Genomic DNA, 22795 nt, shown 5'->3' on the forward strand with positions numbered 1-22795 from the left:
ACCCTGGCCATCGCGATGGCCGTCATCGCCGCGGCGACCTCGCTGATCCGCTGCCGCACCGAATCCAGGTCGGCAAAAGGGCCGGAGAGGCGGCCCGGCGAAAGGTGACAACGGACTCCTGAGCACTCGCCCCTCCCGCGCGGGAGCGGAGGTCATGGGGCTTGCAGAAAGGTGAGTACGGCCCGTACCCGCCGATGGTCGTCGTCGGTCTCGGACAGGCCCAGCTTGCCGAGGATGCTGTGGACGTGCTTCTCCACGGTGCCCTCGGTGACCCACAGACGGCGGGCGATACCGACGTTCGACCGGCCCTCCGCCATCAGGGCCAGCACTTCGCGCTCGCGGTCGCTCAGCACGTCGAGAGGGTTCTCGCGCCGCTGCACCGACACCAGCTCCTGGATCAGGGCCGGATCCACGACGGATCCGCCCTTGGCGATCCTCCTGATCGCCTCCACGAACTCCTCCACGTCCGCGACCCGGCTCTTGAGCAGGTACCCGATCCGTCTGCCGCCCGCCAGCAACTCCATGGCGTGCTCGACCTCGACATGCGCGGACAGCACCAGGATGCCGACGCCCGGCAGCTCACGGCGGATGACGCGGGCCGCCTCCAGCCCCTCCGTGGTGTTGGTCGGGGGCATGCGGATGTCGACGACCACCAGGTCGGGCTCCGTCTCCCTGACGCGTCGCAGCAAGGCCTGGCCGTCCCCGACCTGCCCGACGACGGACACCTCGGACCGCTCCAGCAAGCTGGCCAGGCCCTGGCGGAGCAGCACGTCGTCGTCCGCCAGAACCACCCGCAACTGCGTCATACGGCGCCCTCCACCGTCATGTTGCGGCAGGGTCGGCAAGCCCCCGGCCACGGCGAGGCCAGCCTGCCTACCAGCAGACTCTCACGGTCATCAACCGCGCGGCGACCGCGAACCGACCGGCTGTCGGCGCCTCTGCGCGGCACTCGGCGCGGTGCCACACTTGATAGGTGAAGGCTGCACAAGCCGGACAAGGGAAGCGACGCGATGGCGCATCGCCGGGCGGAAGCGCTGAGCCGGCGCCGACTGTATGGACTGATCGCCGGTACGGCGATGGTGGCTGCAGTCACCGGCCTCCTGGACGTCCTTGAGCCGTACGTCCTGCCCCTGCACCTTCTGGCGCTCTACCTGCTCGTGGTCCTGGTCGTGGCCATGGTGTGGGGGACCGTACTCGCCGTCGTCACATCGGTACTGAGCGTCGTGGCGTATCTGTACCTGTTCGCGCGGCCGTACGGGTTCGAGAACGCCGACTCGCAAACCGCCGTGGCTTTGGCGGCCTTCCTGGTCACGGCGGTGGTCGTGGGGCGGCTGGCGGCCCGGTTGCGGCACGCGGCGCTCGTGTCGGCACAGCTGTCGCGGGAGCAGTCCGCGCTGCGCCGGATCGCCACACTCGTCGCACGGTCGGCCCAGCCGTCGAGGGTGTACGAGGCCGTCACCCGCGAGGTGGGCCTCCTGTACGGCGCCGATCTGGCCTGCATGGAGCGTTACGAGGCGGACGGCTCCGTGAGATCCGTGGCCACCTGGAGCCGCCGGAGCGGGCCGGGTCCGCCGAGCGTCGGCACCCGGCCCGCCCTCGACGGCCTCGATGTCGCCCGCGAGGTCCGGCGGACCTGCGATTCGGTCCGCGTCGAGGACTTTCGGTACGTCACGGGCTCGATCGCCCGGGAGGCGCGTGCCCTGGGCATCCGCTCGTCGGTGGCGTGCCCGATCCTCGTGGCCGGGCGGGTGTGGGGGGTGATCGTCACGGCGAAGAAGAGCGACGATCCCTTCCCGGCGAACACCGAGGCACAGATCGCCGCATTCACCGACCTCGTCGCCATCGCCATCGAGAACGCCGAGGCCAATGCGGAGCTGGCCGCCTCGCGAGCGCGCATCGTCACCGCGGCCGACGGGGCACGGCGCCGCATCGAGCACGATCTGCACGACGGCGTCCAGCAGAGGCTCGTCACGCTGCTCATCCGGCTGAACAACGCGGAGACGACGGTCCCGTCGGATCTGGACGGACTGGACGGACTGCGCACGGAACTCCACGACGTCGCGGGCGGCCTCAGGGACGCGTTCGACGAACTGCGCGAGGTGGCGCGCGGCATCCATCCGGCGATTCTGGCTCAGGGCGGCCTCGCTCCCGCGTTGAAGGCGCTCGCCCGCCGATCGGCCATCCCCGTCGAACTCGACGTGCACGTCGAAGAGCGACTGTCGGAGCCGGTCGAGGTCAGCGCGTACTACGTCGTCTCGGAGGCGCTGACGAACGCGGTCAAGCACGCGCAGGCCACGGTCGTCACCGTCAGGGTGGAGGCCGACTCCAAGCTGCTACGGGTCCAGGTGCACGACGACGGCGTCGGCGGCGCCGACCTTGCCGCCGGCGGTACCGGGCTCGTCGGCCTCAAGGACCGTGTGGAAGCGCTCGACGGCACGATGTTCCTGGAGAGTCCGCGCGGTGCGGGGACCACACTCATCGCGGAGCTGCCGCTGGTGCCGACCGAGCGTGCCGGTCACGGCACCCCTTAGCTCGTCGGCCGGACGGCGGAAAGCCGAGCTGCCGAAAGGGGCCGGCTTCGTGCCGGCCCCTTTCCTGTCCGAGCTACCAGCCCCAGTCGCTGAAGTAGCCGCGGTCGTGGTCGCCGCGGTCGAAGAAGTAGCCGCCGTAGCCGCCGTGGCCGTAGCCGCCGTGGTCACCGCCGTAGCCGCCGTGATCACCGCCATAGCCTCCGCCGCCATAGCCTCCGCCGCCATGGCCTCCGCCGCCGTGGTCTCCGCCGCCGTGGTCTCCGCCGCCGTGGTCTCCGCCGCCATAGCCTCCACCGCCGTGGCCTCCGCCGCCGTGGCCTCCGCCACCGTGGCCTCCGCCTCCGCCGCCGTGGTCACTGGCGAAGGCGACCATGGAGACGACGTGACCGTGAACAGCGTCCACCGATGTGGCCGGAGCGGCGACGGCCGACGCGGCACCTCCCAGGGCCAGCGTCAGTCCTGCGAGGGCAGCGACGGGCCATTTGACATTACGCATGATCAATCTCCAGGAACGGACCGAAACTGAGAGCGCGTCGAGCGCGCGGGGATGACGACACAGAGGCCGTCAGGCACTTGCGCCGTCAACATCCGTTTTGTTCCTTTTCTGCGCATTCCACGTTGCCTTTGCGTGGAAGAGCGGGACAACCCTGGAGGCTGGTAGCGGCTCTACCGGCCAGCGGTAATCGCATCCCCTCGCGGCGGAACCGAAGGGGATCAGCGCGTGACGTAGACCGTCGCCGACGCGGTCGAGGACGTGTGGAGGTCGTCGCCGGGCCAGCTGACGGTGTAGGTCACCTCGCGCCGGGTGCGCGGAATGTCGTTGATGGTGAACGTGCCGTCCGCGCCGACGGTCACCGACGACAGCGTGCCGGTGCCGAGCCGGTCGGTCCGTACGACCTTCGGCACGGCCTTGTCCGGCAGCGCCTTGCCCTGCGCGCTGAACGTGCCGGTGATGGTGATGCCCCCGCTGAGCGTCGCCTTCTCCGGCGCGGTGAGCGCGATCGAGGTGGGCGCCTTCCCGACGGTGACGCTGTGGCTGACGTCCTCGGCCGGGCGGTGGGTCAGATCCCGGAGGAATGACACCTTGTACGTGGCGTCGCCGACGAGGTCCGGCTCGTCGAGGACCGTGAAGGTGCCGTCCTCCTTGACGGTGACGGTTCCCAGGTCGTGCGTGCCGGTCGCGTCCGTGCGGGTCGCCCTGACCTTCAGTGGCGTGCCGGGAGCGGGCCCGTCGGACTCCAGCTTGCCGCGCACGGCCAGCGGCTCGCCGGCCACCGCCTGGGCGGGGCTGTGGGTGAGGCCGCCGGTGAAGCGGGTGTCGTACTGGACGGCCGGGGGCTGAATGACGTGCAGCCAGTACTGGCTGCCGGCCGCGTTGGTGGTGACCGCGAACAGCCGGGAGCCGTCCGGCGACCACTCCATGCCGCGCGGGGCGACCCGGTCGCCGTCGGGGCTGCCCTCGAAGACGAACTCCAGCGGCGCCGTCGAGTCCGTCGGATCGGCGGGCTGGACCAGCAGGTCGGGCGTGGCGCCGGTGGCCGCCGCGCCGCGCGCGACGTACTTGCCGTCACCGCTGAAGGCCACCGAACTGGCCGTGGCGCCGGCCGGGAGCGCCTGGTAGCCGTTCGCCGCGTCCGACAGGTCGTCGGTGTTGAGCAGCCGGGTGCCGTATGCGGCGTCGGCGACGGCCACCTTGCTGCCGTCGGCGAAGCGGCGGGCGGCGTTGCGTGCGAGAGAGCCGTTGCTGGTGTCGTACACGGTGAGGAACGGATTGGCCGCGTTGTCGTTGCGCGGCTGACTCATCAGCATCCGGTCGCCGGAGCCGGACTCCAGCTTGATCTTGCCGTAGTCGTTCCAACCGGTGCGGGTGTGCACGCCGTTGACGATGCCGTCCAGGTAGGTCTGGGCGGTGGAGCACGCTCCCACGTACTGCGAGTAGGGCTGGTGAAGCACAACTGACCACCGGAGAAGGCGATGGGCCCAGCCGGGCTCGTACGAGGTGGCCGCTTCGAGAGCGCCCTGGACGAGAACGGTCATCGTCGGGAATCAAGCGGACAGGTTGCCAGACCCGGTTGCGCGACCCTCCGAACGGGTGCGGCATAGCCGCTACGATCGGCCCATGTCTTCCCATCTGGCGGATGCCTCGTAGATCCCCGCGCAAGCTGAGGGCCACCGTGCCCGACCGGCCAATCGGTGGTGCGGTGAGCTCACTTCTGATCAGCGCGTGTCCTGGGCCGCCGGCGTGTGCTGACACGCACACGTACCTGTTCGTCGATGGCCTCGACCTGGTGGCCCGCAGCGACAGCAGGATGGTCGGCCTCGACCCGCGGCGACTGCTCCGCCCGGGCGGACCTCTCTATCCGACGGAAATGCCGCGCACCGTGGACGTGGCGGTGGAGGAGTTGCCCGAGCCGGTGTCGGACAGCTTGACCATCTGGATTCAGCTCCGGGGCGAGACGGTCATCTGGTCCGACCTGATGTACCCGGGCGTCAACGGCGGGGTCGTCGAGGAGGCGCGCTTCCGCCTGGAGCAGTATCTGGGTGAGGTCGAGCGGGCATACGCGGCGTTGAAGGACCGTGTCATGTTCGGTCGGCTCGACGACTCACGCCGTCGAGTCGACCGTCGGGTTCGCAACGGGGCGGGCGGTGGCGGTCAGCAGCCTCCGCAGTTGTAGTAGAGGACGTCCCAGTGGCTGCCCTCGTCCGCGTATATGTTGCCGGAACCGGAGCGCCACTGCGGGGCGCCGTCGCCGCGCAGGCCAATGTAGGTGAAGTTGTTCTTGATGTAGTTCCCGACACAGGTGTACTTGCTGTAGTCGAGCTTGTAACCGTTCCAGTGCGAGTACGTGCCGGAGGCGTGACCGGTCTCCGTACCGCCGGTGATGTTGAGGGCGCAGCCGCTGGCGCGCTTGAGGGTCTGGGCGCCCTGGGCGGTGGCGAGGTTGAGCTGCTCGAAGGACGTACACGTCGAGTTGTTGCGGTTGGAGCAATTGCCGGAGGACGACCACGTGATGCCGACGTCGCGGAACATCTGGGTGGCGGTGGCGTGGCTGATCTTGGTGACGGCGAAGGCGTCGGTGGCGGTGCCGAGGACGGCGACGCCGGGGGCGACGACGAGAGCGAGTGCGGTCAGGGCGGCGCGGGTCTTGGTGATCCTTCGGTTGGCCTTCATGGGAACCCTTCCTGCGGTCGGCCGAGCTTCCTCTGGGGCGGCTGTGCAGGCGGTGCAGACAGATGGTGCCGGAGGTCTACGCGTGTCCGCCAGAGGACGGAACGGACGTCGTGACAAAGGGCTCTCCAGGACGGATCCGACGCCGTGATCGCACCGGACCGGTGCGGAACGCGACGTACAGTTGGCCCATGGCCCGGCCCCGGCAATTCGACGAAGAAGAGGTCGTGAAGGCCGCCCGCGACCAGTTCTGGTCGGTGGGCTACAACGGCACCTCCATGGACGACCTGAGCGCCGCGACAGGCCTGGGCCGAGGGAGTCTGTACGGGGCCTTCGGCGACAAGCACGGGCTGTTCCTGGCGGCTCTCGACAGCTACAACGGCGACGCGCTGGAAGCCTGGCGGGGAAGCCTTGCGCGGCGTCGACGTCCAGCTCCGCGAGACCGACGGCAGACTCCGGGTCCAGCCCCGAGTGGATCCCCTGTTCGCCATTCCGCCCCGGCCGCGCAGACCCCCGGCCGTGCGCCTGGCCCCCGGGCAGTGGGTCCGCTGGCAGCTCAACTACCGCTTCAGCAGTGCGGCGGGGGTGCGGGACCGGTCGTACTGAATGGACACCTTCAACATCGCCTACGGCCCGGTCGGCGCCGATGAGTTCTTGTCGGCGCCCACCGTGCACGTCGACGAGCGCGGATCACTCCGCTAGCTCTGCTCCAGCGCTTTCCCGCGTGCGACGCGGAATCCGACGTCGTCGACGCGGAACGTGGGGTGGCTGCGGCGTCGTACGGAGGCCCGGCAACTCCAGTGCTCGTCGAACCAGCCACCCCCGCGCAGCACCCGATAGCTGCCGTAGACCTCGGCGTCGTAGACGTCCCAGCACCACTCCCACACGTTGCCGAGCATGTCGTGGAAGCCCCACGGGTTGGGCCGTTTGCCGCCCACCTCGTGGATGCGGTCGTGGGAGTTGCCGCGATGCCAGGCGATCTCGTCCAGGGGTCCGTAGCGCGGTCCGGTCGTGCCGGCCCGGCAGGCGTACTCCCACTCCGCTTCGCTCGGCAGCCGGTACCCGTCCGCCGAGGTGTCCCACTCGATGTCATCGCCCTCGAAGTGGTACGCGGTCGTGAGCCCGTCCTTCTCGGACAGGGCGTTGCAGAAGCGGACCGCGTCCCACCACGAGACCCCCTCGACGGGCAGCCGGTCCCCCTGGTCGGTGCCTGGACGCAGGCCGGTGACCTGCGCGTACACCGATTGAGTGATCGGGTAGCTGGTGAGCTGACAGGGCGCGACCTCAACTGTCCAACTGCGCTCTGTCCGCCGGTCCGACAGCGTGACCTGCCCCGCCGGAACGGCGATCATCTCGTACTCGACACTCACATCCATGAGGACACTTCTACTCCATGCCAGGTCCGGCGAGATCATCACCGGTCGCGCTCACGGCGCCGGTGCCGCCGGGCACGTCGCGCCCTCGGCCGGGAGCCGCCCGGTGAGCAGATAGCGGCTGCCGTGTCGGTCCATGCAGGCGTTGCCGTCGAACAGGTACTGGCCGTGGTTGCCGCCGCCCGCGACGACGAGGCCGGAACCGGTCAGCGCCTGGTGCATGCGCCGTGCGCCCACGACGGGGGTCGCCGCGTCGTCCTTCGCCTGGAGCAGCAGGACCGGCGGCACGTGCGCCGAGCCGATCTTCACGGGGCGCGCCGTCGGGGCCTTCCAGAACGCGCACGGCGCGCTGTACCAGCTGTTCAGCCAGGCGAACAGCGGGGACTTGGGGGCTGCCGCCGCCGTCTCCCGGTGCCAGGTCGCCCAGTCGCGGGGCCAGGCGTCGTCCACGCAGTTGTAGGCGAGCCGGGCCGGGACGACGCTGCCGAGGGCGAGCTGGTCGGTGGTGCCGACCAGGGCGCTCGCATCCCCGCGCCGGTAGTCGGCGACGGGCTGGGCCACGTCCGCCCACTCCAGATCCGTGTACATGCCGGAAGCGAGCAGATCGTCGAGTTCGGCGCTGCCCGCCCTGCCCCCGGCGGGGTGAGCGTCCAGCTTCTTGCGGACGGCGTCCCACGCGGCCGACACCTTCGCCGCGCTCGTGCCCAGGTGATAGGTCCCGTCCTTCTTGGCCACCCAGGCGAAGAACTGCTCGGCCCGGTGCTGAAGCGCCGGATCCTGCTCGTACTGCGAGGCATAGGAGGTGACGGTCGGATCGACGACGCTGTCCAGGATCATGCGGCCGGTGTGCGACGGGAAGAGGGTCGCGTACGTGGCGCCGAGCTTCGTTCCGTACGAATATCCGAGGTAGTCCATCTTGTCGCGGCGCAGCGCGCCACGGATCCGGTCCATGTCGCGTGCCGCGTTCTCGGTGGTGATGTACGGCAGCAGGTCCTTGGCCTTCGCGTAGCACTGCTCGGCGACCTTGCGGGCCACGGTGCGCCGTGCCTGCTCCTGCGCATCCGTCGCGGGCGTGTACGGCCCGGCCGGATGCTTGATCAGCCACCTCGTGTCCCCGCAGGACACCGGGGTGCTGGCGCCGACGCCGCGCGGGTCGAAGCTGACCACGTTGTACTTCGCGCTGACGTCCGCGGGCAGCTGACTCCACACCAACTGGGCGGTGCCGATGCCGGGTTCACCCGGCCCGCCCGGGTTGACCACGAGGGTGCGCGGGGCGTTCGCGTCACCGGCCACCGACAGGGTGAGTTTGATCTGCCGACCGCGTGGACGGGCGTAGTCGAGGGGGACCTTGAGGGTGGTGCAGTACGTACCGCGCGGCGCTTCGGAGCCCGCGGGGCAGGTGGACCAGTGCAGGGCCGCGGGCCCGGTGACCGCGGCGGCCGGCGCCGCGTCGGCCACCTGCGGGCCGGCGACGGTGACGAGCCCGAACGCGGCAGCGACGGCCGCACCACGTCGTACGAGAAGAGAGGTCGCGCTGGGCAAGGCTTCCTGCTTTCACGTCGGTTCTGCTGCTGACGGAAAGCAAGATGAGGCGGAGGGCCCTGGGGTTGTCTCACGGCGAGGAGGATCCTGCCCCGGAGCGGCGTTGGCGCGTTTCCCCCTGTCGCACGGCTACGCCTCCCTCATCCGGATCCGATGAGGGAGGCGGCGTGCATCGGTCCGAAGCGATGTACGCGGCGTGGGTCAGCGCGGCGCGCTGGACACCGCGCGGGGCCGGGCGGGCGGGGAGCCGTTCACGGCCGCGTCGTACAGACGCTGGATGTCGGAGCCGAAGTACGGGCTGTAGGAGATGTCGGCAGTGGGCCCGCCGGTCTTCCAGCCGCCTATGCTGCCGACCACGTCACCGGTCCCCGTACGGGAGTTGAAGTTCGCCAGGAACGGGCCGCCGCTGGTACCCGACCGGTAGTCGTCGCAGGCGATCCGCAGGTACGACCCGGGCGTGCCGTCCGTCGGCGTGAAGCGGGTCGTGGAGTTGGTGCAGGTCAGCGGCTGCTGGTCGGCGTTCGGATAGCCGATCAGCCGGATGCGTGGAAACGCGTAACCCCGCCCGGTGGCAAGGGTGTTGGCACCCACGACGTCCTGGGCCTTCTTGCCGTCGCTGCGTGCCCCGACCTGAGCGAAGGCCACGTCCCACGGGGCGCCCTTTGTGTGGCCGCGGTCGTAGTAGCGCTGATCGATCCAGACCCGGCTGCGACCCCGGGTGTCGGTGGCGACCGGGAAGACGCCGTGCGGTCGAGGGTTGGCCGCCGTCCACTGCGGTACGAACGCCATCGCGCCGCCCCCGGCCCTGCCGTCCATGCAGTGGCCCGCGGTCAGCACGATGTTGCGGTTCCGGCTCTTGATCACACTCGCGGTGCAGAAGTACGAGCCGCTGCCGCGCTGCATGTACATCCGCCCGATCATCGCCAGCCCGCCGAAGTGCGAGCTCCGCGGGCCGACGCCGGTCACACCGGCACCTTCGGGCCTTGTCACCGCGCCGCGGTCCGACAACGCCCGCTGGGACAAAGGCCTTTCAGCCGTCGAGGATTCGCCACCCCCGATCGGCTTCGCCTCGGCCATCCGCCGGTTGGTCCAGAAGCGCTCCGCCGCCGCGGCCGTCCACCGCGGCCCCTCGGCAACGGAGGTGGGCCTCTTGGAAGTTGCGGCGGTGGACACCCCGGGAGCGTCCGCGGCGTCGGCCGTGCCCACCACGGTCATCGGTGTGATGAGGCCGACGACGGTGCCCGCGGAGGCCATGAGAAGAGCACCGCGCCGGCCTGCACGGTGCTTGGACGAACTGGACAACTCGTTGGGTCTCTTCACGCGGTGTGTTCCTTCGGTAGGCGACAGGACAGAACGAGCAGACGATATGGGACGGATACTCGATGATCGAACTATTTGCCGATCGCGGGTGAGCGACATCACGGAGCGGCGCCGACCCCCAACGAGACGGGGGAGTTGCGTGGCCGAATGGTCAACGCTGCTGCCCGAGTTGGCGCGGGAGCGCGGCGCGGAGCTGAACCAGTACGGCTTCCTGCTGTGCGGCGACCGCGCGGAGGCGGCCGACCTGGTTCAGGAGGCATCGGTACGGGTCTTCGCCCGACCCCGCCGTGCGTGGGAGCTGGCGGAGGCGGAGGCTTACGTACGGCGCACGATGCTCAACCGCTACGTGGATCTGCACCGGCGCCGGACGCGCTGGATCCGGGCGCTGCCGCGGTTGGTGTCGCCGGCGCCGGTCGCAGATCACAGGCCGCAGGACCGGGCGTCTTCGGGAGCCCGGCCCTGCGGCCGCCGCATGCGTGGTGTGAGGCTCTGATCGGGATGTGACGCAGCGTCAAGGATTCGCGCATCGTTCGAGGTCAGCGCCGTTTGGGGGCGCCGTAGCGCCCTCGCCGACCGAGTGCTCAACCGGCACCCTGCTCCACGTTGAGATGGATGGGACCGCGCAGAACCGGGCTTCGCCGGTACGGCGGGGGGTCGGTGACCAGCCTTGGGTGGTCGAGTCGGCGTACCAGCTCCGTCAGGGCGATCTGGGTTTCCAGGCGGGCCAGTGGGCCGCCGAAGCACAGGTGGATGCCGCTGCCGAAGCCGAGGTGCTGGTTGTCACGCCGGTCGGGGTCGAAGCGGTCGGGATCGTGGAAGCGGTTCGGATCGCGGCTGCCCGAGGCCAGCATGAGCATGATCTGCGAGCCCTTGGGGATGACGGTGTCGCCGACGGGGATGTCGCTGTACGCCGCCCGCCAGGGAATGATGTGCACCGGCGGCTCGTAGCGCAGCAGTTCCTCGACCAGCGGGACGACCAGGCCCGGTTCGTCGCGCAGCCGCTGGAGCACCTCCGGGTGGCGCAGCAGTGTCAGCATGCCGTTGGTGATGAGGTTGACGGTGGTCTCGTGGCCGGCGATCAGCAACAGGTTGGCCGTGGCGACGATCTCGGCGTCGGTCATCCGACCGTCGGGCCCGTCGTCGTTGGCCAGCCGTGACAGCAGATCGTCCCCCGGCCGGCCGTGGCGTTGCTCCAGCAGCCCACCTATGTACTCGCGCAAGTCCTGGCGTGCCCGCACGCCGTTCTCCAGCTTTTCCTTCGGGTCGATCTTGGGGTCGTAGTCGATCGAGTTGATGATGTCGTTCACCCACAGCCGGAACCTCGGCTCGTCCTCGCGTGGCACGCCGAGCAGGTGGCAGATCACCGTGACGGGGAACGGGTAGGCGAAGTCGTCGACGATGTCGATCTGCTCCTTGCCCGCGAAGTCGTCGATCAGGCCGCTGACGATGGCGGTCAGGTCGCCCTGCATGCCGGCCACCAGCCCCGGGGTGTGCGGGGGGCCGAAGTGGCGCATCGCCATGCGCCGCAGGCGGTCGTGCTCGGGCGGGTCGACGTTGATGAACGCCGGCGTCCCCCCTCCCTCGGCGGAGGGCATCGGGCGGGCCAGATTGCGGACGTCCGAGCTCAGGTGCGGGTCGTGCAGTAGCTGAGTGAGTTCACGATAGGTGCTGACGACGTAGCTGCCGTCCTCCTGCCGGGCCACCGGCGTCTCGCGCAGCTCGGCATACAGCGGGTACGGGTCGGCCCGGGACGAGTAGTCGAGGATCCGGCGCAGCGTGCCGGGCATCTCGGTCGTGGCCATCTCGCTCTCCCTCCTACCGGTGGTACTGCGCGGCCGTGACCCGCCGCTCACCGGGGTCATGTCCGGTGACGACCACCGTGGCACCCTGCGCGAGCAGGGTGGGGCCGGGGAAGTCGACGGGCACCGGCTTCATGTCGACGGGCTGGTCGGGTGTGGGGCAGGGCGGCGGGAAGGGTGCGGCCGTCTCGATCAGCTTCCGGTAGTGGTCCAGCCACTTCGCGTTGTTGAAGCTCACCGCCGCGGTCACGCGGCCCCGATAGCCGTACGCCGCGACGAAACGGCGGTCGGACACCGATCCCTGGGAGACGACGACCTCGTCGGCGAAGGTCGGTACGCCGACGGACTTGATGTTGACGCCGAACTGGATCGACCAGAACACCGGGATGGACAGGTGGGGCCAGCGATCCGCCTGGCCGCTGACCATGTTGTGGGCCGCGACCTGGGCCTGCTCCACGGCGTTGGCCCAGTGCTCCAGCGAGATGAGCCGGTACTCGTAGATCGGATTCGGGCAGCGTGCCACGTCTCCGGCGACGAAGATGTCGTCGGTGATCAGGCCGTTGAGGTCCAGGGCACGGCAGCCCGTGTCGCAGGCGATTCCCCAGACACCCGCCGCCAGGCCCGAGTCCCGTAGCCACTCGGTGTTGCGGACGCCGCCGAGTGCCACCACCGCCACGTCGGCGTCGATTGTGCTGCCGTCGTCGAAGTGAGCGCGGCGGAACCGTCCCTGCGCGTCGCCCTCAAGCCGGGTGACCTTGACACCGCAGCGCAGATCGACACCGTGAGCGCGCTGCATGTCCGCCGCGACGTCACCGATCATGGCACCGAGCGCCCCGACCAGCGGGGCCGGCGCGAGTTCGGCGACGGTCACCGGGATGTCCCGCTCGCGGCAGATGGAGGCGATCTCGGAGCCGGTGAATCCCGCACCGATGACCAGGACGCGGGAGGGTCCGGCGGCGAGGGCTTGCTGCAGGCCCTCGGCGTGCTCGCGGGTGCGCACGACGAACACTCCGTCCAGGGCCGCCTCGCTCTCGACGAACCACGGCCGGGCCCGCACCCCTGTGGAGATCAACACGCGGTCGAAGGGAATCTCTCGTCCGTCGGCGAGACGCACGTGGTTGTTCGCCAGGTCCAGCCCGCTGGCGGGAACGCCCAGCAGCCACTCCGCATTGATGTCACGACGTCGCGGCAGCGTGGTGTCCCCGGCCGACACCCATCCGGTCAGTACCTGCTTGGACAGGGGTGGCCGGTCATAGGGTTCGCCGAGCTCGTCGCCGATCATGGTCAGCGATCCGGTGAAACCCTCGTCGCGCAGCGCCTCCGCGGCCCGCAGTCCGGCCAGTGACGCCCCTACGACCACAATGCGGCCGTCGCGCTTGAACGCTCGCAGGTTGTCGGCGCTGGTCATGACGTAGACGCCTCAGCCGGTACGTTCCGTCCCTCCAACTGGTCCACCAGGATCGCCTGGACCGGGCAGGCCGCCGCGGCCCGCAGCACCTGCTCGCGCTGTGCGTCGTCGGGCTTCGGGTCGTACATGAGGGCTTCCTCGCCGTGCATCCGGAATGCGTCCGGAGCCAGGAAAGCGCACTGCGCATACCCCTGACACCGGGAAAGATCAACGACAATTCTCATCCCGACCTCCACGGGGACTGCGAACTGCGGATCCTGCGAAGTGCGAGGGCGTGCGGTGCACCGCGCTCGTCGGGTCTCCACAGAAAGAAAAGAATTGATCGTCGCGAATGAGGCGACCGGCGTCTGTGAATCCGCCCAGAGAACCTGATCTTGCCGTCAAAAGCGTATCCCTGGGGCACTGCACCCGCACCCCGGCCGCCATTCACCCGGGCGCCGGGTGCTCATGCGGCAGGGACCGCGCACTTCGTCGATTCTGTAGATGTCATGTGGCTGGAGTGATCCGGTGCGAGGAGCGCTCCCGTCTCGTGGTGGTGCCGGTCGGGATGGCGGCTGCGATCGGCGCGGTTCTTCGATGTGCCGGAGGCGCGCATGGGCAAGGTGCTGGGTGATGTGCTGGGTTTGGCGGCCGGTGTCGCCGTCAGTCCGCTCCCGATCGTCGCCATCATCATCGTGCTGGCCACGCCTCGCGGACGCCTGAACGGGTTGGTGTTCGCCACCGGCTGGGTGGTGGGTCTGTCTGCCCTGGGCGTCGTGATGCTGCTGATCGGCGGCCACGAGAGCGCCGACAGCCACGGGAAGTCGGCTGACTGGGTGGGGGCTCTCAAGCTCGCCCTGGGGTTGGCCCTGGTTGTCTTCGCCGCGAGGCTGTGGCGTCATCGTCCCGCCGACGCCACGCAGGCACAGCTGCCTCGATGGATGGCCGCGATCGACGGCTTCACACCGGTCAAGATCTTCCTTCTCGCCCTCCTGCTGTCGGCCGGGAACCTGAAGAACGCCCCGCTGACGATCGCCGCGGCAGCGTCCATCAGCTCGTCCGGCCTGCCCGTCGGACAGCAGATCGCCGCGCTGGCGATCTTCATCGTCATCGCTTCCCTCGGGCTGCTGACGCCGCTGGGGGTCTTCCTGGTGCTGGGTGAGCGGGCGAAGAACATGCTGGGGAACTGGAAGGAATGGGCCGCGCGGCACAACATGGCCATCATGGCGGTGCTGTTCTTCGTGTTCGGGCTGAAGCTGCTCGGGGACGGCATCGACGTACTGGTTTCCTGATCATGTCGGCGTCGGCCGCCGAAGGTGTCGCGATCGGTGGTGTCACGGTCGGTGGTGTCACGGGCGCGCGGTCGCGGCCCGCTCCCGAAGCGGAGGCGGACTGCCGAGGCGACGGGCCAGCGCCGGTTGCTGCGCCGCCACGGCGCCCGCGCTGATGCTGATCGCGACGGCGACACACACCACGATCAACCACGACAGCATGATGAACACAGAGCCGAGGGAGCCGTACTCGGCGAGGGCGTGGTTGAGCGCCCGGGGCAGATACAACCGTGCGGTCACGGTCAGCGCGGTGAGGGCGACCGCCGTGATCACCGCGCCGGGCAACAGGGGTTTCCAGCCGATCAGGCCGCCGAGCAGCAGGTGCTGGGTCCACCACCACAGCCCCGTCAGACCCACCAGCGTGACCGGGATCCCCAGCCAGGCCCCGACACCGAACCCGTCGCGCATCGGGCCTTGCACCAGCAGCGACCCCAACCACAACACGAGCCAGGCCAGCCACCGCCAGGGGGCGATTCTGGTCCCCGCCCGGGGAATCTCCCAGGCCCGTTTGCACAGCCGCTGCATCGCCCTGCTCACCGCGGTGGCCGAGAGCAGCACCATCAGCCCGCCCACCACGCCGGTCGCCTGCCGCAGATTGCCCGTCGTGGGAGTGAGCGCGTGTACGAGCTGGGCGTTCGCGGCACCCGTGATCCCGAAGACCGTACGGACGGACGTGATGAGCTGCTGCCGGACCGCGGGCGGGGCGTACGCCCCGACCACGAAGAGCAGCGGAACCGCGGTCAGGAAACACTGCGCCGCGAGGCGAGTGGCGGAGTCGAAGATGTTCACCGAGACCATGCGGTCCAGGAGGTGGGTGATCACCGGAAACCGGGTCGTCGCGCGGGCGTGCGCGTCCCGGGCGGAGGCCACCAGCCGATGCGTCCACTTCTGCCGACGGGACACGTCGGCGGCCTGGCTCTGCGGGTGGATCATGTCCCCTGGCGGCACCCTCCCGGCACTGGGCATGTCGCGCTCCTTCCTATCCCCAGGGTGGGGGACAGGGCGCTTCGGAGCACGTCGGACGAAGCCCCCGCCGCGGCCGGGCCGCGACGGGGGCAGGGGTGGGCGGAACCGCCGTCAGCCGCTGTGCACACCCACCTCGTAGAGCGAATATCCCCACTGGGTCCCGCGTTCCGTGCCCGTGATGCGGACGTAGCGGGCCGGTGTGCCGGGGAACCGCGCCGTGTCGAGTCCGCCGTCCCCGGCGGTGGTCGACCAGACGGTCTGCCAGTTCACGCCGTCCGTCGAGAGGTCGATGTGGTACGACTTCCCGTACGCGCGCTCCCAGTCGAGCGTGACCTGTCCGACGCGGTGGGTCGAGCCCAGGTCGAGCTGCAGCCACTGGCCGTCGCTCCAGTCGCTGGCCCAGCGGGTGTCCCGCCGGCCGTCCACCGCGCGGCCCGGCGCATAGCTGGTGAACGGGTTCCACTCGGCCGAGCCGGCCGTGGCCGGCGCCCCCTGGGCGAGGTTGACTCCCGCCTGATGCTGCTCGGTCGCTCCCCAGGTGTGCAGGTAGGACTCGGCACCCCGGAAGAGGTCGTCCACCACGTCCTGGCCGCCGACGAGCCGGATGTCCTCGATCCAGTCCGGCACCAGGCCGTAGTGCGCGGCTCCGTCGGTGTTGAGGTCCCAGGTGCGCTTGCCGGTCGTCTGCCGGTCGATGAGCGAGCCGCCGTCGACGCTGCGGAAGGGGTACTTGACGGGGTTGGGGGTGTCCGCGCCACGGGGCCCGGGCCAGCCGCCGACGCCGTTCATGTCCGTACCGTAGCCGTACCCGACGTGGTACTTGTCGCGGAGCGCGTCCGTGCGCTTGGCCTCGGCGCTGAAGCCCTCCGAGCCGTGCATGTACTGGGCGATGAAGCCGCCGAGGCCGTAGACCCGCTCGGTCCAGTTGAGGTCCATCCAGCTGTGCGAGGAGATCACGCCGGGGTAGGAGTCGGACTCGAAGATGTCGAGCGCGCGGCCGGCGGCCTTGACGCTCATGTGGTCGATCTCCAGCATCATCTTGCGCTTCATCATGCCGCGGACGGCGTACTCACCTAGGTCGGTGAGCCCGCGGACGTTGCACTGGGCGTCCGAGGCGTACGAGGGCACCGCCACGCCCGCCGGGAGCTTCGCCTCGGCGCCGGGGGCCGCCGCGTTGCCGATGGGGTTGTCGTGCTGGGGGCCCGTGCACTTCTCGGTCTTCCAGAAGGTGCCGGTCGACAGGAACTGCCCGACGTTGATCGCCGTTCCGAGGCCGCCCGAGTCGAAGCGCACTCCGCACAGCGCGTTGTCGAACTTGTGGCAGAGGAACATGCTGCGCACGCCGAGTGAGTACAACTCGTCCAGGCCCGCGTCGATGTCGTGCTTGTCGCACTGCGCGATGTCCAGGATCTGCTTGCAGCCGAAGGGCTCGGAGGTCTCGACGCCGAGGATGACCGCCAGCTTGCCCTGTTCGATGACATGGCGGGCCTGCGTGCTGTCGGTGACGATGCGGAACCAGCCCTTGCCCGGGCCGCCGTACATCCTGTCGATGTAGGCCTGGAGGTCGTACGTCAGCTTCGCCTGCAGTCGGATGGACGTCATCTCGTCGCAGCTGCGGTCCTTGAAGAAGTACACCGAGCAGATCACGCCGTTGGTGACGAGGTCGTTGACGAGCACCCGCTGACCGCCGCGCCAGGCCCGTTCCACCCAGGCGTAGTAGTTCTGCTGGTGCGTCAGCGAATCGTGCGCGGGCCAGTCCTTGAAGGTGGGCCAGCCGACCGGGTCGTGTCGGCCGTCGCCGCCCTTGGTGATGAAGTCGAAGATGGCCAGCGAGCCGTCGGGGTAGTGCTCGGGGCAGTCCTTGAGCGCGTCGGCGATACCCGCCTCCGAGAAGGTCTTGCCGCAGATCAGACGTCCGCCGAAGCCTTCGTTGGCGAACATGTGGTCGTGCGCGTCGACGAATCCCCGCACCTCGCCCTTGGCGTTGGTGCCGGTGAACGGCTCGCCGGTGACATTGATGTCGGAGTCGGGAACGGGGCGTGAAGTGGGATTCCACCAGTCGTTGGACGCCGCCGTGCTCGGCGTGGGGCCCAGGATCATGGCCAGCACGAGGAGGAGCAACGACACGGAGGCGACGTGCCTGTGGCGCCGGTACGGATTTCTGCTCACGGTCACAACCCACGTCCCTTGGTCGGGGGGATGGCGGTCGACGGACAAGGTCGTCCGGGGTCCACAAGGTCCGGATTGTCATGTCCTTCACAAACAGCTCGGCCATGAGGATCGCCAGTACGGCCTTCAACGTCAAGGGTCTTGCCGCAGTTGATTACGATCAGTCTCACAAGCGGTGAGGCGCACACGGCGGCTGGTTCAGCGAGGGGCCGCGGTCCGGCCGTGCTCCCAGCTCCCCGGCGATCGTGGTCAGCGTCTGCCGGCTCGGGCCAGCGCCTGCTCGGCCTGGGCGGCCAGGGTGCCGACCAGATCGACGGCGGACGGCAGGTCGTCGATGAGGTCGACGGCCTCGCTCGCCCACTGCGGCAACGCGGGGATCTCGCCGCGTACCAAGGCGTCCTGGTAGGCCTGTTGGGCATCGGGGTCGGCCGCGAGTTCGCTCTCCCGGCCGCGCCATCCGTCGAGGAACGGGTGGCCGAGGGTGCGCGCGGTGTACCGCGCCGGCCACCGCGAGCCGCGGGCGATGTCCAGCACCCTGTTGCGCTCGGTGTCCTCACCGCGCCCCTCGACGATCGCCCTGGCGGTCGAGCGGGCGACGAGGGCTTCGGCCGTGGCCTGGAAGCGGGTTCCGAGCAGTGCTCCAGCGGCCCCCAGGGCCAGGGCGGCCGCCACGCCGCGGCCGTCGGCGATCCCGCCCGCCGCGAGCACCGGCACCGGCGCCGCCAGGTCCACCACGACGGGCACGAACGGCAGCGTGGACCGTCCGCGCCGGGCGCCGTGTCCGCCGGCTTCGGTGCCCTGAGCCACGATCACATCGGCGCCCAGATCCACCGCCCTGCGGGCCTCCTCCAGGTCGGTGACCTGAAGGATCAGCGGCGTACCCGCGCCGCGGACGCGCTCCACGAAGGGGCTGGGGTCGCCGAAGGACAGCATCACCGCCGACGGGTCGTACTCCAGCGCCCGCGCGATCGCGTCGTCGTCAACTGCCCACGTCTGGAAGCCGATACCCCAAGGCTTCCCGGCGCCTTCCGCGGCCAGCAAGGGCAGTTCGCGGGCCAGCCAGTCCCGGTCGCCGTTCCCGCTGCCCAGCAGCCCGAGGCCGCCGCCGCGCGAAACGGCTGCCGTCAGTGCGCCACCGGCCGAACCGCCCATCGGGGCCAGGGCGATCGGATGCTCCACACCGAACAGTTCCGTGAACGCCGTTGACAGCCCCATGAGCGCAATCCTCTCCCACCCGCCATGCCGGTCGCAGCGAATTCGGTTCGGCGGGTCGTGCGGGCACCCTTCGTTGATCACGGTCGCGTGAAGGTCGTGAGCGTCCTGTGGGGACCGGAACCCCGGTCATGGATGTGCCGTCCTGCGACGTGACCACAGGTTGTCGAGGGGAAGGACCTCCATGCACATGTGCTCCCGTGTCTCCACCACCGCTGCCGTCTTCGCCCTGTCGGCGCTGGCCCTGACCGGCTGCGGGAACAGCGACGACGACAGCAAGGCGTCCGCGAGCGCTTCCTCCTCCACGTCCGCGTCTTCCGAGTCCGGCTCGGCCGCCCCGACGTCGAAGGAGACCGGCTCGACCGGATCCGCGACCGGCGGGCAGACCGCGATCCCGACCACTGCCGGCAACAACGGCGGCGGTGACGTCTCGGCGTGCACGACGAAGAACACCCAACTCCGCTTCGTCCAGGCCGCGCGGCACGCCAGTGAGCAGCGACCGGCACAGGGCACCATCGAGGTCACCAACACCTCGAAGACGACCTGCACGATCGTCGGCGCCGTCACGCTGACGGCCAAGGACGACCAGGGCAAGGCCGACCCCGTCGACACGGACAACACGGCGGGCGGCACGGACGCCGTCGACGTCAAGCCGGGTGCCAAGGCGCGGGCGTCGGTGGCCTACACCGACCTGAACTTCGACGGCAGCCCGTCGGGCCGGGAGGTCTGTGCGGTACAGGCATCCAAGGTCGAGATCGCCCTGCCCAAGGACGTGTCCCGCACCGTCAAGGTGACCAAGGACAGCGGGGCGCCGGGCTCCTTCAACGTGTGCGGGAAGGACGTACGACTCTCCGCTTTCAAGGCTTCCTGACGGGCGCCGGCCGCCGGCACGGCCGGGCCGGGTTCACCGAGCGACGGGCCATCAGTCGGCCCATCGCAGAACCTTGAGCTCCGGCCACTGCTCCTTCCAGCGGGCTGTCTTGGTCTCGTAGACCTGCCGGGGAGCGAGGACCGAGTTCGGCCGAACGACGAGGTTGAACACGTCGGAGAGCCCGTGAGGTGCATAGACGCGCCATCGACCGTCGGGCTCCTGCCGGATGCCGAGGCAGCAGGTCGTCGCCGCGAAGCAGTCGATCGCGGCCTCGGTGGACTCGTGCGGTGGGCAGGGCACGCCGAACTTCTGCTGGTACCAGAGGTGCACGCGTGCTTCGTTGCGGATCTCCACCTCGGCCGGCAGGTCGTCGAACACCTCGTGGCCCGCTTTGATCACGGCGTCCTCCGCTTCCCAGGAGAGGTCGCTGCTGTCGAAGTAGAAGAGGTCGTAGTCCTTGATGCCGTTGGTCGGAGGCCTGCCGGTGACCACGTTCCACACCGTCTGGAACAGGCAACCCGCCGTTACGTACCAGCCTGGCAATGCCAGCGTTGCCGCCCTGGTCATCACCTCAGTCAAGATCTCGTTCTGGGAGAGTACGGATCGCAAGCTGTCGAGTTGCTCATCGAGAGGAAGTCGGCCAAACACCCGCCTTGCCTACCACGACCACTCCCAGAGCATCACGGTTGGGTGCGGACGCGGTGCCGGGCGATGACCGGGCCTCCAGCGGGCGTTGGTGCCGACACCGTCGGGATCGGTCAGTCTTGGCGCGGGCCGACGCTGCGAACCCACACTGGAAAGGGTGTTGTCGTCTCCTGCGCTGACTGATCATCCGCGTCTTCAAGGTGTGACCAGGGAATGAAACCCGGCTCCCGGTCGCTCAGGAAGCCATCAATGACACGACCGAGATCGGCAGTCGGCACATGGGCGCCGCCGAAGGGCAGCTCGTCCGCGGCCACCGACCCTGTTGAGCACCGGAGTTGCCCGGCCTGCTCGTCGTGCCACACGTAGAACGTCGCCACCCCGGCGAAGTCCATGTCCCGGATACGGAGCCGGATGCCTTCAGCGGTCTGCTCGAAGGCAGCGACCACCTCTGACACGGACAAGGCCCGCCTGTCCTCGTCCTCCGCGCCCAGCCGCCAGGTGTTGGTCTCCCGCTCCACCCGCCGGTCAGCCGGATCCAGTACCAGCGGCTCGTCCGCCACCTCGGCGATCCAGGTCAACAGCATCCCAGCAGTATCCCTGCACCCTCCGATCACCAGGAACCACCGGCTAATCCGCTGGCACACTCAGCCTTCCGGCGACCAGACTGCACCGGTGAACACCCCGCCGTCGCCCAGCCCGCTGCCCCGTCTACCCGTGCCGGACCCGCGCACCCGCGACGCCGTTCTCGACTTTGCGGGCATGCACGCCCTGGTTGCCGACCTGGTCGTGCCCGGCGACGCGTCGATGTACGTCATGAGCGCGTTGGAAACCGCCCGCGAGCTCATCCGGCACTCCTACTACCGGTACGAGTTCGCCACCGTCGCCGTCACGCACTCCCTGTTCGCCTTGGAGCACGTCCTCGTCGAGCGCCTGGCCGTCAACCAACCACTCCGGGACCTGATCGAGCAGGCCGCCGACACAGGGCTCATCCCGGCCGAGCTCGCCGCCGAACTCGACCACGGCCGACTTCTGCGCGACAGGCTCACGCAGGCCGCCATGACTAGTGCCGCCCTCAGCCCAACCAGGGCCGTCGACCTGGTGCGTGCCGTCTTCGACGCCGTTGCCGTGCTACTTCGTTCACCATCGGCGGCTGACGACGCAGCTGCCGATGACCGGCTCACCCGGCTGTGGGAAGAGCACCGCCTCGCACCGTTCCCGGCAAGCTTCCGCGGTGTGGACATCGAGGGCGTGGAACTGATCCTCCTGGACGCCGATGTCGCCGGCCTCGTGCAGAGAGAACTGAAAGCCGGACTCGACGACAGCGGCATTGCGATCCTCTGGGCCTGCGTCGACGACCTCGACAAGATCGTGCCGCTGATCAACGAGCAGTACTGCGTCTCGTACTTCATGAGACTTCGAACAGCGGCCAAACTGGTAGCAGCGCGCCACGTCCCTCCGGCGAGCTGACAACCGGAGGTTGAAACAGACAGGGACCAGTCAGCTGGGTTCGGTCCGCCACCGGGCCCGTACCACGCCGTCGGCATCAGGCAGGTTCGTGGCACCGGCGGCTCCGGCGACGAAGGCCCACAACTCGGCCGTGACTCGTGCGCGGTCGGGGCGAGGTGACCTGGTCAGGGCGACGGCGACGGCTGTGTGCACGCCGCCCAGGACCGGTGCCACAAGCAACTCGGGGTTCCGGTCGGGGAGTAGATCGCCGTCACGCTGTTCGCGTGCGATGTTGCGGGCGCCGAGCGCGATGGCCGTGTGCAGGCGTTGCGTCTCGATGCCCGCCGTCTCTAGGTCGCCGCCCAGCCGGGTGAGTACGACGGGGGCGAGCGGATCCTCGTAGAGATGGGCCACCCACGCGGAGACCCGTGCCCGCTCCGTCTCGTACCAAGTGTCCCCGTCGAACTCCCGGTTGGTCACTGCCTCGTCCAGCCGGTCGTAGAAGTCGGAGACGACAGCGCTCACCAGGCCGCTGCGGGTGCCGAAGTACCGATAGGGCAGGCCGACGCTCACCCCGGCACGCCGCGCCACATTGGACACCTCGATGTCTCCGGTCATGACCAACTCTTCGGCGGCCGCCTGGAGTGTGCGCTGCCGGGCCGCCGAACCGCGGGGGGACCATCGCTCTTCCATGGCACCGGATCGCAAGTTGAGTGGGGGACCCGGTTACTCGATGTACCCGGTGACGGGGTCGACCTGGGAGAGGAAGCCCCGTACGGCCTCTTCGAGTCGGGCCGTGTCGGCCTGCGCCGGAGGGTTGGTGCGGAAGCCGAACCCGTACTGCGGATCGGGCCCGGTCAGCCACGTGAAGTGGTAGGTCCCCGGGCTGTCTTGCGGTTGTACGACCTCGAACTCCTGGCCGTCGACCGTCATCGGCCACCGCTCGCCGTCCGCTGTCACGGCATTGCTCCTTTCGCGGCAGGTAGGGCGGGCGAACTCGCGCGCTCTCGTACGGCCCGCGCCCTCAGCCGTGC

Annotated in this window: 23 protein-coding genes and 2 pseudogenes; 8 read left to right on the plus strand and 17 right to left on the minus strand. The window is 69.4% G+C overall.

What is annotated here, in order from left to right; translation table 11 throughout:
- Positions 1 to 152: 152 nt before the first annotated feature.
- Positions 153 to 806: a response regulator gene (locus ACWGKT_RS13830; RefSeq protein ID WP_453273748.1), complete on the minus strand. Its 654-nt coding sequence runs from the start codon at positions 804 to 806 to the stop codon at positions 153 to 155.
- Positions 807 to 1010: 204 nt separating this feature from the next.
- Here ACWGKT_RS13830 and ACWGKT_RS13835 point away from each other — a divergent pair, with 204 nt between their 5' ends.
- Positions 1011 to 2531, plus strand: coding sequence for a sensor histidine kinase (locus ACWGKT_RS13835; RefSeq protein WP_453273749.1), 1521 nt, complete (start codon positions 1011 to 1013; stop codon positions 2529 to 2531).
- A gap of 73 nt (positions 2532 to 2604) precedes the next feature.
- Here the strand turns inward: ACWGKT_RS13835 and ACWGKT_RS13840 are convergent, their stop codons facing one another.
- Positions 2605 to 3027 carry a hypothetical protein gene (locus ACWGKT_RS13840; protein WP_453273750.1) on the minus strand — a complete coding sequence of 141 codons (423 nt, stop codon included), beginning with the start codon at positions 3025 to 3027 and terminating at the stop codon, positions 2605 to 2607.
- A gap of 218 nt (positions 3028 to 3245) precedes the next feature.
- Complete coding sequence (locus ACWGKT_RS13845) at positions 3246 to 4568, minus strand: Ig-like domain repeat protein (protein WP_453273751.1); 1323 nt, start codon at positions 4566 to 4568, stop codon at positions 3246 to 3248.
- Positions 4569 to 4819: 251 nt separating this feature from the next.
- Here ACWGKT_RS13845 and ACWGKT_RS13850 point away from each other — a divergent pair, with 251 nt between their 5' ends.
- The gene (locus ACWGKT_RS13850; protein ID WP_453273752.1) at positions 4820 to 5206 is read left to right on the plus strand and encodes a hypothetical protein; all 387 of its coding nucleotides are present in this window, start codon (positions 4820 to 4822) and stop codon (positions 5204 to 5206) included.
- Here ACWGKT_RS13850 and ACWGKT_RS13855 read toward each other — a convergent pair.
- Complete coding sequence (locus tag ACWGKT_RS13855; RefSeq protein ID WP_453273753.1) at positions 5185 to 5703, minus strand: hypothetical protein; 519 nt, start codon at positions 5701 to 5703, stop codon at positions 5185 to 5187. The genes ACWGKT_RS13850 and ACWGKT_RS13855 overlap by 22 nt on opposite strands.
- 188 nt (positions 5704 to 5891) lie before the next feature.
- Between ACWGKT_RS13855 and ACWGKT_RS13860 the strand changes: the two are divergent.
- Positions 5892 to 6053 (plus strand): annotated as a pseudogene (locus ACWGKT_RS13860) (TetR/AcrR family transcriptional regulator); the annotation flags it as partial.
- 58 nt (positions 6054 to 6111) lie between these two features.
- Positions 6112 to 6402: pseudogene (locus ACWGKT_RS13865) on the plus strand (hypothetical protein); the annotation flags it as partial.
- Here ACWGKT_RS13865 and ACWGKT_RS13870 read toward each other — a convergent pair.
- From ACWGKT_RS13870 to ACWGKT_RS13880, 3 genes are all read right to left on the minus strand, one after another.
- The gene (locus ACWGKT_RS13870; protein WP_356142293.1) at positions 6399 to 7076 is read right to left on the minus strand and encodes a formylglycine-generating enzyme family protein; all 678 of its coding nucleotides are present in this window, start codon (positions 7074 to 7076) and stop codon (positions 6399 to 6401) included. The pseudogene ACWGKT_RS13865 and the gene ACWGKT_RS13870 sit on opposite strands and share 4 nt — an antisense overlap.
- 51 nt (positions 7077 to 7127) lie before the next feature.
- A complete protein-coding gene (locus ACWGKT_RS13875; RefSeq protein ID WP_453273754.1) occupies positions 7128 to 8615 on the minus strand; it encodes an alpha/beta hydrolase in 1488 nt (495 codons plus the stop codon).
- A gap of 201 nt (positions 8616 to 8816) precedes the next feature.
- Positions 8817 to 9935: a trypsin-like serine peptidase gene (locus ACWGKT_RS13880; protein ID WP_453273755.1), complete on the minus strand. Its 1119-nt coding sequence runs from the start codon at positions 9933 to 9935 to the stop codon at positions 8817 to 8819.
- Between the two features lie 139 nt (positions 9936 to 10074).
- On the opposite strand from ACWGKT_RS13880, the gene ACWGKT_RS13885 reads away from it, so the two are divergent.
- Entirely contained in the window at positions 10075 to 10428 is a 354-nt protein-coding gene (locus ACWGKT_RS13885) for an RNA polymerase sigma factor (protein WP_453273756.1), read from the plus strand.
- A gap of 88 nt (positions 10429 to 10516) precedes the next feature.
- On the opposite strand, the gene ACWGKT_RS13890 is transcribed toward ACWGKT_RS13885, so the two are convergent.
- From ACWGKT_RS13890 to ACWGKT_RS13900, 3 genes are read right to left on the minus strand one after another with little or no spacing between them, the layout of a single operon-like run.
- The gene (locus ACWGKT_RS13890; RefSeq protein ID WP_453273757.1) at positions 10517 to 11737 is read right to left on the minus strand and encodes a cytochrome P450; all 1221 of its coding nucleotides are present in this window, start codon (positions 11735 to 11737) and stop codon (positions 10517 to 10519) included.
- A 13-nt stretch (positions 11738 to 11750) separates the two neighbouring features.
- Positions 11751 to 13142, minus strand: a complete 1392-nt coding sequence (locus ACWGKT_RS13895; protein WP_453273758.1) for an NAD(P)/FAD-dependent oxidoreductase — start codon at positions 13140 to 13142, stop codon at positions 11751 to 11753.
- Positions 13139 to 13366 carry a ferredoxin gene (locus tag ACWGKT_RS13900; RefSeq protein WP_453273759.1) on the minus strand — a complete coding sequence of 76 codons (228 nt, stop codon included), beginning with the start codon at positions 13364 to 13366 and terminating at the stop codon, positions 13139 to 13141. The genes ACWGKT_RS13895 and ACWGKT_RS13900 overlap by 4 nt, the downstream gene beginning before the upstream one ends.
- A gap of 369 nt (positions 13367 to 13735) precedes the next feature.
- Here ACWGKT_RS13900 and ACWGKT_RS13905 point away from each other — a divergent pair, with 369 nt between their 5' ends.
- A complete protein-coding gene (locus ACWGKT_RS13905; RefSeq protein WP_453273760.1) occupies positions 13736 to 14413 on the plus strand; it encodes a GAP family protein in 678 nt (225 codons plus the stop codon).
- 57 nt (positions 14414 to 14470) lie between these two features.
- Here the strand turns inward: ACWGKT_RS13905 and ACWGKT_RS13910 are convergent, their stop codons facing one another.
- The 3 genes from ACWGKT_RS13910 to ACWGKT_RS13920 form a co-directional block, all read right to left on the minus strand.
- The gene (locus ACWGKT_RS13910) at positions 14471 to 15418 is read right to left on the minus strand and encodes a YhjD/YihY/BrkB family envelope integrity protein (protein WP_453273761.1); all 948 of its coding nucleotides are present in this window, start codon (positions 15416 to 15418) and stop codon (positions 14471 to 14473) included.
- 111 nt (positions 15419 to 15529) lie between these two features.
- The gene (locus tag ACWGKT_RS13915; protein ID WP_453273883.1) at positions 15530 to 17518 is read right to left on the minus strand and encodes a galactose-binding domain-containing protein; all 1989 of its coding nucleotides are present in this window, start codon (positions 17516 to 17518) and stop codon (positions 15530 to 15532) included.
- Between the two features lie 318 nt (positions 17519 to 17836).
- Positions 17837 to 18802, minus strand: a complete 966-nt coding sequence (locus ACWGKT_RS13920; protein ID WP_453273762.1) for a nitronate monooxygenase — start codon at positions 18800 to 18802, stop codon at positions 17837 to 17839.
- Positions 18803 to 18983: 181 nt separating this feature from the next.
- Here ACWGKT_RS13920 and ACWGKT_RS13925 point away from each other — a divergent pair, with 181 nt between their 5' ends.
- Positions 18984 to 19670, plus strand: a complete 687-nt coding sequence (locus ACWGKT_RS13925) for a DUF4232 domain-containing protein (RefSeq protein ID WP_453273763.1) — start codon at positions 18984 to 18986, stop codon at positions 19668 to 19670.
- 51 nt (positions 19671 to 19721) lie between these two features.
- On the opposite strand, the gene ACWGKT_RS13930 is transcribed toward ACWGKT_RS13925, so the two are convergent.
- Both ACWGKT_RS13930 and ACWGKT_RS13935 read right to left on the minus strand, forming a co-directional pair.
- Positions 19722 to 20318 (minus strand): nucleotidyltransferase family protein, encoded by a 597-nt coding sequence (locus ACWGKT_RS13930; RefSeq protein WP_453273764.1) that lies wholly within the window; start codon positions 20316 to 20318, stop codon positions 19722 to 19724.
- Positions 20319 to 20428: 110 nt separating this feature from the next.
- The gene (locus ACWGKT_RS13935) at positions 20429 to 20899 is read right to left on the minus strand and encodes a hypothetical protein (protein ID WP_453273765.1); all 471 of its coding nucleotides are present in this window, start codon (positions 20897 to 20899) and stop codon (positions 20429 to 20431) included.
- 88 nt (positions 20900 to 20987) lie between these two features.
- On the opposite strand from ACWGKT_RS13935, the gene ACWGKT_RS13940 reads away from it, so the two are divergent.
- Positions 20988 to 21782 (plus strand): hypothetical protein, encoded by a 795-nt coding sequence (locus ACWGKT_RS13940; RefSeq protein WP_453273766.1) that lies wholly within the window; start codon positions 20988 to 20990, stop codon positions 21780 to 21782.
- A 30-nt stretch (positions 21783 to 21812) separates the two neighbouring features.
- On the opposite strand, the gene ACWGKT_RS13945 is transcribed toward ACWGKT_RS13940, so the two are convergent.
- Positions 21813 to 22454, minus strand: a complete 642-nt coding sequence (locus tag ACWGKT_RS13945) for a TetR/AcrR family transcriptional regulator (RefSeq protein ID WP_453273767.1) — start codon at positions 22452 to 22454, stop codon at positions 21813 to 21815.
- 33 nt (positions 22455 to 22487) lie between these two features.
- The gene (locus ACWGKT_RS13950) at positions 22488 to 22721 is read right to left on the minus strand and encodes a hypothetical protein (RefSeq protein WP_356153439.1); all 234 of its coding nucleotides are present in this window, start codon (positions 22719 to 22721) and stop codon (positions 22488 to 22490) included.
- Positions 22722 to 22795 lie beyond the last annotated feature (74 nt).

Source organism: Streptomyces sp. NPDC054794 (assembly GCF_053611585.1).

What these genes read in the sequence shown, in the direction of transcription:
- ACWGKT_RS13870 (WP_356142293.1), bottom strand. Translation starts at nt 7,076, where the DNA reads ATGGATGTGAGTGTCGAGTACGAGATGATCGCCGTTCCGGCGGGGCAG.
- ACWGKT_RS13915 (WP_453273883.1), bottom strand. Translation starts at nt 17,518, where the DNA reads ATGATCCTGGGCCCCACGCCGAGCACGGCGGCGTCCAACGACTGGTGG.
- ACWGKT_RS13945 (WP_453273767.1), bottom strand. Translation starts at nt 22,454, where the DNA reads ATGGAAGAGCGATGGTCCCCCCGCGGTTCGGCGGCCCGGCAGCGCACA.
- ACWGKT_RS13910 (WP_453273761.1), bottom strand. Translation starts at nt 15,418, where the DNA reads ATGCCCAGTGCCGGGAGGGTGCCGCCAGGGGACATGATCCACCCGCAG.
- ACWGKT_RS13900 (WP_453273759.1), bottom strand. Translation starts at nt 13,366, where the DNA reads ATGAGAATTGTCGTTGATCTTTCCCGGTGTCAGGGGTATGCGCAGTGC.
- ACWGKT_RS13920 (WP_453273762.1), bottom strand. Translation starts at nt 18,802, where the DNA reads ATGGGGCTGTCAACGGCGTTCACGGAACTGTTCGGTGTGGAGCATCCG.
- ACWGKT_RS13845 (WP_453273751.1), bottom strand. Translation starts at nt 4,568, where the DNA reads ATGACCGTTCTCGTCCAGGGCGCTCTCGAAGCGGCCACCTCGTACGAG.
- ACWGKT_RS13890 (WP_453273757.1), bottom strand. Translation starts at nt 11,737, where the DNA reads ATGGCCACGACCGAGATGCCCGGCACGCTGCGCCGGATCCTCGACTAC.
- ACWGKT_RS13830 (WP_453273748.1), bottom strand. Translation starts at nt 806, where the DNA reads ATGACGCAGTTGCGGGTGGTTCTGGCGGACGACGACGTGCTGCTCCGC.
- ACWGKT_RS13935 (WP_453273765.1), bottom strand. Translation starts at nt 20,899, where the DNA reads ATGCTGTTGACCTGGATCGCCGAGGTGGCGGACGAGCCGCTGGTACTG.
- ACWGKT_RS13895 (WP_453273758.1), bottom strand. Translation starts at nt 13,142, where the DNA reads ATGACCAGCGCCGACAACCTGCGAGCGTTCAAGCGCGACGGCCGCATT.
- ACWGKT_RS13905 (WP_453273760.1), top strand. Translation starts at nt 13,736, where the DNA reads ATGGGCAAGGTGCTGGGTGATGTGCTGGGTTTGGCGGCCGGTGTCGCC.
- ACWGKT_RS13855 (WP_453273753.1), bottom strand. Translation starts at nt 5,703, where the DNA reads ATGAAGGCCAACCGAAGGATCACCAAGACCCGCGCCGCCCTGACCGCA.
- ACWGKT_RS13840 (WP_453273750.1), bottom strand. Translation starts at nt 3,027, where the DNA reads ATGCGTAATGTCAAATGGCCCGTCGCTGCCCTCGCAGGACTGACGCTG.
- ACWGKT_RS13835 (WP_453273749.1), top strand. Translation starts at nt 1,011, where the DNA reads ATGGCGCATCGCCGGGCGGAAGCGCTGAGCCGGCGCCGACTGTATGGA.
- ACWGKT_RS13925 (WP_453273763.1), top strand. Translation starts at nt 18,984, where the DNA reads ATGCACATGTGCTCCCGTGTCTCCACCACCGCTGCCGTCTTCGCCCTG.